General features: G+C 32.0%; 6 protein-coding genes. 3 read left to right on the top strand and 3 right to left on the bottom strand.

Annotation, left to right across the window (positions count from 1 at the left end; genetic code table 11):
* Nucleotides 1-28 precede the first annotated feature (28 nt).
* Nucleotides 29-1,381: a hypothetical protein gene (locus tag MY04_RS03145; RefSeq protein WP_066206195.1), complete on the top strand. Its 1,353-nt coding sequence runs from the start codon at nt 29-31 to the stop codon at nt 1,379-1,381.
* Nucleotides 1,382-1,685: 304 nt separating this feature from the next.
* Here the strand turns inward: MY04_RS03145 and MY04_RS03140 are convergent, their stop codons facing one another.
* Nucleotides 1,686-1,835: a hypothetical protein gene (locus MY04_RS03140; RefSeq protein ID WP_158297534.1), complete on the bottom strand. Its 150-nt coding sequence runs from the start codon at nt 1,833-1,835 to the stop codon at nt 1,686-1,688.
* Between the two features lie 309 nt (nt 1,836-2,144).
* On the opposite strand from MY04_RS03140, the gene MY04_RS03135 reads away from it, so the two are divergent.
* Together MY04_RS03135 and rfaD are read left to right on the top strand one after the other, a co-directional pair.
* Nucleotides 2,145-4,121, top strand: a complete 1,977-nt coding sequence (locus MY04_RS03135) for an OmpA family protein (RefSeq protein ID WP_066206192.1) — start codon at nt 2,145-2,147, stop codon at nt 4,119-4,121.
* Between the two features lie 100 nt (nt 4,122-4,221).
* Complete coding sequence (gene rfaD / locus MY04_RS03130) at nt 4,222-5,193, top strand: ADP-glyceromanno-heptose 6-epimerase (protein WP_066206189.1); 972 nt, start codon at nt 4,222-4,224, stop codon at nt 5,191-5,193.
* A gap of 85 nt (nt 5,194-5,278) precedes the next feature.
* Here the strand turns inward: rfaD and MY04_RS03125 are convergent, their stop codons facing one another.
* Both MY04_RS03125 and MY04_RS03120 read right to left on the bottom strand, forming a co-directional pair.
* A complete protein-coding gene (locus MY04_RS03125) occupies nt 5,279-7,081 on the bottom strand; it encodes an alpha-amylase family glycosyl hydrolase (RefSeq protein ID WP_066206186.1) in 1,803 nt (600 codons plus the stop codon).
* An 85-nt stretch (nt 7,082-7,166) separates the two neighbouring features.
* On the bottom strand, nt 7,167-10,622 hold the full coding sequence (locus MY04_RS03120; RefSeq protein WP_066206183.1) for an alpha-amylase family glycosyl hydrolase: 3,456 nt from the start codon (nt 10,620-10,622) through the stop codon (nt 7,167-7,169).
* Nucleotides 10,623-10,691 lie beyond the last annotated feature (69 nt).

Raw genomic sequence — 10,691 nt, 5'->3', positions numbered from 1 at the left:
TCTATCACAAACCAAGCTCAAATATAGTATGCAACTTTTAATATTCAAGCCAGAAGAAGCTCAACCTTTAAAATATTACAAATTCAAGAATACTGAATTAGGAAAAGTACATTCCTGTATTCCTTGGGAAGAATTGGAGCAACTTTTTCCCACCACTCAGGAAAATTCTGGTAGAAAATCATGGCTTAACAATAAAGGCAAATTAGCCCTAATGTTTTTGAAATCTTATTCTGGATTAAGTGATGAAAAATTAATTGAAAGAATTAATACAGATTGGGCTTATCAGATGTTTTGCTTTCGTTTATTAGGAGATCATGAAGAGATTAAAGATATCACTTTACCTAGTACTATCCGGTCTTATCTTTCTACCAATATTGATATGGACAAACTTCAGTTTATATTATTGAAACATTGGAAAGGAGACATTAAATATTTTAATATGCTTCTGATGGATGCAACTTGTTATGAAAGTGATATAAGACACCCTACAGATGTAAAACTGTTATGGGAGTGCTGCTATTTCGTTTTTGAAAAATTATTATTCAAGGCTTGTAAAGATCTCAATATTAAACGTCCAAGAAATAAATACAGAGAACAAAGAGAAAAATATTTGAACTATTCAAAACGTCGAAGAAAGGGATATAAACTAACCCGAAAAAGAAAGGGTTCATTACTTTATCTTTTGAATAAAGGGTTAAATCAACTACAGGAAGTTTTAAATTTAGGATCAGTCCATTTAACGGAAAAAGAAAGGGCTAAACTACGAACAATCAAGAAGGTACGTTTTCAGCAACAATATATGTTCGATAATAAAGTAGAACGTATTGATGAGCGTATTGTGTCTCTAGCTAAGCCATGGCTTCGACCAATTGTGAGAGGAAAAGAAACAAAAAAGGTAGAATTCGGATTTAAAGCACATATTTTACAAGCCGGTGGAATATGTATTATTGACCATCTAGCAGCCAATGCTTTTAATGAAAGTACTCGTCTTAAACAGAGCTTTTATAAGCATCAAAAAATTTTTGGAAGTGCTACTCATATTGGAGCAGATGGAATTTATGCAACGAATAAAAACCGTTGTTTTATTACGTCTAAAAATATAATCACCAATTTCAAAAAGAAAGGTCCTCGAGCTTTAACTAAAGAAGAAAAAGCAATAAGATCCATCATAGCAAAAGAGCGATCAACTCGCATGGAAGGTATTTTCGGAACACATAAAAGGAACTACGGGTTAAGTAAAATAAAAGCAAGAACCCAAGCAAACGAAATCTTATGGATCACCTTCGGAATATTAACTTCAAATGCTGTGATAATGTCCAAAAAGAAAGAGAAGAAACACGAGAAATCAACCTATGGAGATCAGCTTCAATTAGTCGCATAAAGGAGTCATTACAAAATGTTCCCTGGATAGGTGTGTCTATAGAGTTCTTAAATTGAAAATTTAACTCATTTTGTACTCTGATAAGATGAAAAACTTCAGATTGAAATAAGATTCAAAGGAAAGATCAAAAAAACACCCACCAAAATAGATTTAAAATCTAAATTTTGATGGGTGCTGGAATCTATTTTCCAAGAGTCCCGAATTAATCAATTTCACATAAATAGAAAAGAGGCTGAATCATTTTCATGATCAGCCTCTTTTTTTATCCCTAATGGATTATATATATAGTATTTGTGTTATTATCTTATCTTGATAATGATGCTGCTTCCGGCATCGCTGGTTTTGAAGTTTTTTCAATAGTAATATTCACTTCCTCAGTATGGCTTACACGGTTGAACATAAGGAATAATCCTATGAGAAAAATGATGGTGAATATTTTTACTAATGTCTTCATAAGAGTGGTTGATTATCTACAATTATTACAATTATGTACGAGACCTAGACAAAAAATATTTCAAAATTTAACATCTTATTTAAATATTGAAATGCATTTCTTTAAATAGTACAAAATCTTTAAAAAGCATCTAATTATGTGACATTTTTGAGACAATTTTAGTTCGATTTCTTCCTATTTTTTTTGATTTTTTTATACCTATCAAATTTTTATTGGTAACTTGATATAAAGAGCGAATTTGAAATTCCATCAGATTTCTCCTTTATTCTAAATTTGTTGAATTTTCACATCTCCTTTGTTTTTTAAACAATGAATAGAATTGTTTCATACTGTTTATATTTCACATCTTTCTTACTTTCTATTCTTGCTCCTCAAATTATGTATGGGCAAGGTGACAAATCATTCGAGAAGGTTCATTTTCCAAATCAGACAAAAGAATTAAAAGTTGCCATTCGAAATATTGAAATCGGTGACAATTATAAGAATGTCTATCACTTATATGATAGTGCTCTGATTTATTATAAAAAAGCAGAACAATTAAATTCTGAGAGTGCACAATTACAATTTAAAATTGGACAAGCATTTTATTTATCAGATCAATTAGATAGTGCAGATGTTCGCCTATGCAATTCATTAGCACTTGATAAAAATAATTTAAAAACAGTTTTTCTAGCTGCTCGAGTGGCTCATTTAGAAGAAAAATGGGATAAAGCCATTGAGTTATATGAGAAATATAATTCTCTTCATGATGGTATTGTTTCACCATCAAAAAGTGAGGTAGACTTCTTACTTTCTCAAACCAAGTTTGCCAAAACTTTAGACAACTCCTCGCTTACTATTAAAAACCTCGAAGAGCTCAATTCTTCATCAGATGATTTCCAAGCACACTTACACCCTCAAACCAATCAACTATTTTTCACTTCAAATAGAGCATCTCAAAATAGTGTAACTCCAAAATTAGATGGTTTGTATTATGACAACATCTATTATTTTAACTCTGATTCCAACCAAGTTAAGCTAATCAAAGATCATATAATCAATCCAGAAGGAAATAGTAGTGTCACTGGAATATCCAAATCAGGCAAAACCTTAATTATGTATCAAGGAGCATTACAAGGTGTGGTAAGTTACAGTCGATTTGAAAATATAAATGGAGAGAATACCCCAAAAGGAAAAACTAAACTCCCAAAACAGATTAATAATTATTTCTTCACCCAAGGAAGTGGTACCTTTACTCCGGATGGTAAAGAGTTCTATTTCTCTGGTAAAAGAAAAAAAGATATGCACTCAAATATTTTCATTTCAAAAAGAAGTGGAAAAAAGTGGACTAAGCCAACCCCTATTTTTAAAGGTGATTCGGAACATCTAAACCCGTACTTCTCTACTAATGGAGATACACTTTTCTTTGCGTCAAATGACATGAAAAGTATAGGAGGTTATGATATTTTTTATAGTGTAAAAAAAGGTAACAACTGGAGTGAAAAAGTCAATTTAGGATTAGGAATAAATAGTCCATTTGATGAAATCTCTTATTCAGCCAATGAAGAAGGAAATATTAAATATGTTGCGTCAAATCGTTTGGGCGGTCTAGGAAATTATGATATTTATGAGATATCAGATGGCAATAATGATAAGGATGAACTTGTTCTTGAAAAAATCATTACTCCTCATGTCAATAGAATTGAGCTAACGATAGTAGATGCTGAAACAAAAATGCCGCTTAGAGCAACACAGATACAATTATATAATCTTGAAGAAAATGTTCTTTTAAGGAATCAAATTACAGATCAAAACGGACATGTCATCCTTAATGACTTACCTAGCGAAGTGGATCTTGGTGGTAATATTCTAAAAAAGGGGTATGAATTCTATTCAAGAAATTTTGAGATTGATAGAGATACATCAAATATAATTATTGAACTTCCTCCTATCCAATTAAATCAGAAAGTCACACTTGAAAATATATTTTTTGATACCAATTCGAGTGTCATCAAAGATAAATCTATTCCTGAGTTAAGAGCCTTACTCAACTTCTTATTATTAAACGATAAAGTAAATATATTAATTGAGGGTCATACAGATAATGTAGGAGATAAAGAATACAATCAGAATTTATCCAATACTAGAGCTGATGCAATTTTAAGGTACCTCAATCAAAATGGAATTCCTGAATATCGACTACAAGCAAAAGGGTTTGGTGATACCCAACCTATTTCAGAGAATACAAACGAAGAGGGTCGAGCAAAAAACAGAAGAACGGAATTCAAGGTCATTAAGACACAGTAAGCTCAATAACTTTATTATTTTATTGTATCTTCGCACTTGTCTTTTGAAAAGAAACATTTCAAAATGACTTTACCAATCAAATATTCAAAATTAAGAAATTATGATCGTAGTTACGGGTGCGGCTGGCTTTATTGGTAGTTGCATGATATCTAGATTAAATGAAGATAATTTTAACCATATTATCGCTGTAGATGACTTTTCTTTTCCTGAGAAAAATAAAAATTTAGAAGGAAAAAAAATATTGGAACGTGTAGAAAGGGAAGAGTTTTTTGATTGGTTAGATAAAAATCACCTTGAGGTTGAATTTATTTTTCATTTAGGTGCAAGAACAAGCACAGCGGAGTTCAATAGAGATATCCTTTCTCATTTGAATACGGAATACACTAAGAAAATGTGGAATGCAACTATTCAATATGCAATTCCTTTAGTATATGCCTCTTCAGCTGCAACTTATGGCTTAGGTGAATTAGGATATGAAGATAGTGAGGAAATTATTCCAAACTTGAAACCTCTTAACCCATATGGAGAGTCAAAGAATGAGTTCGATAAATGGGCTTTACAACAAGAAAGACAACCTATGTTCTGGGCTGGATTGAAATTCTTCAATGTTTATGGGCCTAATGAATATCATAAAGAAAGAATGGCTTCTGTAATTTTCCATGCGTTTAATCAAATTGGAAAAACAGATGCAATGAAATTGTTCCAATCCCACAACCCAGATTATAAAGACGGAGAACAACAACGTGATTTCGTTTATGTAAAAGATGTTGTAGAAATGATGATGTTCTTAATGCATCATAGAAAAGCTGAAGATTCAGGTATTTACAATGTTGGTACTGGTGAGGCAAGAACTTTCCTTGATTTAACTAAAGCTACTTTTAAAGCAATGGGCATTGAGGAGAATATTTCTTATATCCCTACTCCAGAAGACATCAGAGATAAATATCAGTATTTTACTGAAGCAACAATGCAAAAAATGAGATCTATTGGATATGACAAGCCTTTCACTTCCTTAGAAGAAGGTGTTGAGGACTATGTCAAAAACTATTTGATGGATACGAAAAGATATTAATAGAAAAAGGCGTTTGAAATAAATGCTTTTTAATATTTGATTCATTTAAGAGATGGTGTCATAAATTAATGATACCATCTCTTTTTTATTTTAATTCTAAAATAGAAATTGATAAAGGACTTAAGAGCATTTTTTCGTTTAGATTAAATTCCAGATTACTCAAAATATTTCTACCCATTTCATATCCTTTTACACAGCTTTTATATTTTGAGAAATCAATTTCTACTTCATCTTTATCATTATTATTAATGAGAACAATAATTCTCTGTGCTTTTGAGATTCTAAAATAAACATAGACTTCGTCTTGAGGTATAAAATGAACTAACTTCCCCTCTGCTATTGCCTTAGCATTTTTCCTCCAATTCAGTAATCTAGAAATGAAGTTCCAAATCTCATTTTGAGCATCACTCCTTCCTTCTGCAGTAAAAGCATTGACCTTATCTTTATCCCAACCGCCAGGAAAATCATTTCTAAGTGAGGAATGATCACTTTCTTCCCCTTCGAAAAGTAGTTCAGTACCATAATACAGTTGAGGTATCCCTCTTGTAGTTAATAAAAAACCAATGGCTAGTTTTAATCTTTCAACTGTTTTTACCTTGGAAAAAACTCTTGTTATATCATGATTATCCAAACAAGTCAATAACTGATATGGATTTTTATGTAAAAAGTCTTGTGAAAGCTGATTATACAATTGATGCATTTGACTCTCCCAATATTTAGATTTATCCGATTTTGAAAATGAATTACAAGCAGTAAAAGCTAACGGAAGATCTGTCACTGCTGAAGTATTATGCTTATTATATGTATTATATCTTGCAGCATAACTTGTTTCTCCAACAAGCACTTCAGCCACAATGTAAAGTGATGGATACTCTTTTAAAATTGCTTTACACCATTGATCATTAAACTCTTTAAATACATAACCAAACGTATCTACTCTTAATCCATCTAATTGTGCATATTCTATCCACCAAATCGTATTTTGGATCAAATATTTGGCTAATAATGGATGATTTTGATTTAGATCAGGCATTTGATCCGTAAACCATCCCTCTTGAGTGCTTAATTTATCTTCAGAAGATGCATAGGGATCAAAAGAAGTATTCACATGATAATTTGTACCTAAATAATTTTTAGCTTCATATCGAGCAATGTATAGCTGATTATTTAACCAATTATCATCTGGGATATCAGATAGCCACCAATGTTGAATTCCTATATGATTAAAAACAACATCTTTGATCAATTTCATCTTATTCTGATGTAATTTCTGAGAAAGTTCAAGATATAAATCATTCGAACCTAATCTCACATCCACTTGATAATAATCGGTGATGCCATATCCATGATAAGAATACTCCTTTGCATTATTTTCCAAAACGGGAGTTAACCAAAGTGTAGAACAACCCAAATCTTTTACATAATCTATATGGTCAATAATCCCTTGTAGATCTCCCCCATGTCTTCCAAAAGGTTTATCTCTATTTTCTCTTTCATACAATCTTTCTGATTTAAACTGACCTCCTTTTGAGAAACGATCTGGCATAATGAGATAAACAACATCTTTAGGTTGAATTGTTAAGTTGTCATCCTCATACTTATTTTGAATGTTCCTTTCTTTTAATTCATAGCGAATTTCCTCAACAATATCTTCGCCCTTAAAAAATTGAATGGTAAAAAACTCCGCTAAAATATTTTCTTTTAAGGTAAAGTTGATAAACAGATAATTTGGGTTATGGGTTATCTCAGTACCATCCAATCTTAGTATTTGATCTGCATCTTTTGTTTTTACATCATATTGGCTGATGTTTTGACCATAAACCATCAACTGTAATTGTTTATTCTCGAAGGATTTCCACCAATAAGGGGGTTCAATTTTCTGAATCATAAAGAAACATCATTAGTAAACTATAAAAATAAAAAAAGCCTACAACTTTCGTCATAGGCTTTTCAAATTAGTCAGAAAACATAAATTATCTTCTAATTACTTTCTTCACTACTCTACCTTCAGAAGTAAATAATTCAACAAAGTAAATTCCTGCAGGGAACATAGACAGATCAGTTTTAAATTGACCATTCACTTGAAGTTGAGTACCTAACTGAAGTACTCGACCTGATTGGTCTCTTACAATCCACTCTACATCACCTTTCAAAGAAGTACTTGTTAAAGTCACCTCACTTGAAGTAGGGTTTGGAGAAGCAATTACACTTTTACTCAATTCATTATCTTCAATTGAAGTAATGTCGTACGAAATTGAGTAAGTTAAATTGTTAATATTGGCACGTATTGTCGCTTTACCAGTTCTATTTACAGGGATGTTACTACCCTCTCCATTTGATTCCTTTAATTTACCTTCACTCGCATATCCCCATTGACCTCCATTCCAATCTTTTTGATCGATAAGCTTGAAAATTTGTCCTTTTTCTAGATTAACATCCACTAGTATAAAGCCCCCAATTTCATCAGGAGTCATTTCTATAGAATTACCTGGATTCCAGTCAATTCCTAAAACATCTCCTACTACATATAGCGATTTATTGTTTTCAACAAAAGAAAGGAATGATGTTGTAGTAGTATGTGTACCATCCGTAGCCATTAATGACATTTGATATGGTGCATCAGATTCTTCCAAACTAAAGAATGATCTAGGGGTAAATGAAGCCACAAACTTATCTCCTTCCCTAGTCATTGTTATAGTGTTTGTGTTAGTAATATTTCCAGAACCATACGCATCTAAAACCACTCCTGCTTCTAATGTAATCGTACCTTCAAAATTATCTTCCGTTGCACTTGGATCGAAATAAACTTTTATTTCCTCATCTTCAACAAAACCATATGGTGTCACCTTAAATAATCGTGTATAACCTTTTACTAATCCATCAACAGGTACATCAACTTGTTTATCTGTCAATAAAATAAATTCAGATGGTTTTAAAGTAATTGTCCCTGATGAAGCCGTTTCTGTTCCATTGTTAAAGTAGCTATACCATTTTTCACTATCCGATGAATAATCATAAGTGTAATCCACTTCATTTAATGTGAAGTTACCAATCACTTTTACTTTTAAAGATGCTCCGTTTAAAGAGATAGTTTTTAAATCATTTGTTAGATCAAATGAATAATCATTATCTGCTAGAGATCCTAAATCATAATCATGACGTAATTTCAATAAAGCTGCATAGACATCATACAGTTCTTTTCTTATTCCATCATTCTGAGTATCGAACTCTTCAATTAATGGTTTCTCCGAAGTTCTATGATCACCACTTACCTCTCCTTGATATTCTTTTTGATTAATAGAAACATTGTAGCCTCTTTCACCAAATTGCCAAATTAATTTTGGTCCCGGTACCATAAAGAAAAATGCTGAGGCTAATTTAGCTCTATCTAAACCGTTTTCAATTTTCTTTAAATCATATTCTTGAGAATTTGTTCCATTTGTTTCTGACTCATAGATTAATCTTTCTTCATCATGAGATTCCATATATGATATCAATCCATGTATAGGCATTCCTCTATCTTTTGGAGATTGACCTCTAATATCAGAATTTTGACCTTTTACAATATCCCTAAAGTTATGATTCATATTCCCCCACATTGAAATTCCTTCCTTTGCAAGTTCTATTTCTTCTCTATTTTCAGCTAAATGTTCAAAAATCACCAATGCATTAGGGTTACGCTTTTTGATTTCCGTATTCATTCTTAATAATAAATCTATACGGTCTTGATCATAATTACTTCCCCATTCATCAGAACCAGTTTTTGGATTATTACCAAAACCTTTTGTAAAATCGAAACGATAACCATCAACTTTATAATATTTCATCCAGTGAGCATTCACACTATCGACTAGTGATTTTGTGAATTCACTTTCGTGATCGAAATCAGCACCCCACTGTAATCCAGGATTTGTGAAATTTGATTCAGTGTTAAACCATGGATTATCTTCAGTTGGATCACCATAGTCACCCTCATTATACATCCTAACCATAGGAGAAGAATGAAATGAATGATTAAGTACCAAATCAATAACTACAGCCAATCCCTTACCATGAGCATCATCAATAAATTCTTTTAACTTATTTTTGGGGCCATAATATTTATCTGGAGCGAAGTAGAAGTTAGGATTGTATCCCCATGATGAATTACCCTCGAATTCATTCACAGGCATTACATGAATAACATTCGCACCTAAGTCTTTAATGTATTGTAGCTTTTCTATAGCTGCATCATATGTTTGCTCAGATGTAAAATCTCTAAACAACAATTCATATACAACAGCATCTTCAATAGCTACAGGAGTGAAGCTCGTATTTTTCCAAGTATATTCATCTTGGTTAATGATAAACGATGAAGCTCTGAATCTCGTTTTTCCTTCAGGATATGCAATAAGGTTTGGGTACCTTACATCATCAATCCATTTATCATCAGGATCAGATACTTTTTCAGTATAAGGATCGGCAATAATTAAACTACCATCAATTAAGTACTGATAGATATATTCAGTATCAGCATCTAACGTATTAAATGTATACCACCAATAATTTACATCTCCATCTTCCTCTAACTTCATAGGGTAAGCACCTTTGTCTCCCCAATCGTTAAAACTACCTATTACATTTACAAATTGTTTTTTACCATTTGGATCTTGTAATACAAGTGTTACTTCATTTCCATTAAAATTTGGTCCCAATAGTGTAGCATAAGCAGGTCTATCTTCTTTGACCACAGTCTTACCAACTAAAAAATTTAATGTTTTAGTATCAGTTAAACCTCCTGCACTAGCTGATACTTCAATTTTTAAATCACCAGCTTGTGCACTTGCTATACTGTAAGTGATTGAAGTACCCTCTTTAGTGGCCACTTCCACATCGTTAACTTTAATTACAAGAGTAGATGTAGATGGCGAAGAAGCTTCAATATCAATTTTATCACCTTCGATAAATAGATCTGTTACTAAAGGTTTTGAAATAGCTATTGAAACAGCTAGTGGTTCAATATTTATTTTCAAGTCACCTGTCTTTTGACCTCCATCTTTTGTTTTAACTAAACAGCCAATCGCTTGGATTGCAGTTGGATTGTCAGAAGAATTTAAAATTTCAGCCAGATTCTCATAGGTTTTACCATCAAAAGATATAGGGAAAGTAAACGAAAAAGTATTATCTGATTCTTTTGTCAATTTTGCTTCTTCCGATGAAGCCTCCCAAGTCCCATTTGTCACAAAATCACCTGCCCCAGTAGACCAACCCCATAAATATAAATCATCAAAAGCGGCTACAGGAGTACCTGACACATCTATAATGATTTTTGCATTTTTAGTTAATACATCAATTTTTGTTGGATCTGTTGTTACTTGAGCGTTAACAGATAACGATACAAATACTGTCGCCAAAAATAAGTAAGCAGTCTTAAGTAAAAGTCTTCTCATAATTTAGTTAAAAAGAGTTCATTGTCATATTTAGTGATAAAGGTATGAATAACACTAAAAATTTTCAAC

The sequence above is a fragment of the Flammeovirga sp. MY04 genome (assembly GCF_001682195.2).
GTDB classification, from domain to species: domain Bacteria; phylum Bacteroidota; class Bacteroidia; order Cytophagales; family Flammeovirgaceae; genus Flammeovirga; species Flammeovirga yaeyamensis.
This window is presented reverse-complemented; position numbering and strand designations above follow the sequence as displayed.

Bases quoted from the DNA above. Each gene is read 5' to 3' on its own strand.
- MY04_RS03135 (WP_066206192.1), top strand. From the start codon at position 2,145: ATGAATAGAATTGTTTCATACTGTTTATATTTCACATCTTTCTTACTT.
- MY04_RS03145 (WP_066206195.1), top strand. From the start codon at position 29: ATGCAACTTTTAATATTCAAGCCAGAAGAAGCTCAACCTTTAAAATAT.
- rfaD (WP_066206189.1), top strand. From the start codon at position 4,222: ATGATCGTAGTTACGGGTGCGGCTGGCTTTATTGGTAGTTGCATGATA.
- MY04_RS03140 (WP_158297534.1), bottom strand. From the start codon at position 1,835: ATGAAGACATTAGTAAAAATATTCACCATCATTTTTCTCATAGGATTA.
- MY04_RS03120 (WP_066206183.1), bottom strand. From the start codon at position 10,622: ATGAGAAGACTTTTACTTAAGACTGCTTACTTATTTTTGGCGACAGTA.
- MY04_RS03125 (WP_066206186.1), bottom strand. From the start codon at position 7,081: ATGATTCAGAAAATTGAACCCCCTTATTGGTGGAAATCCTTCGAGAAT.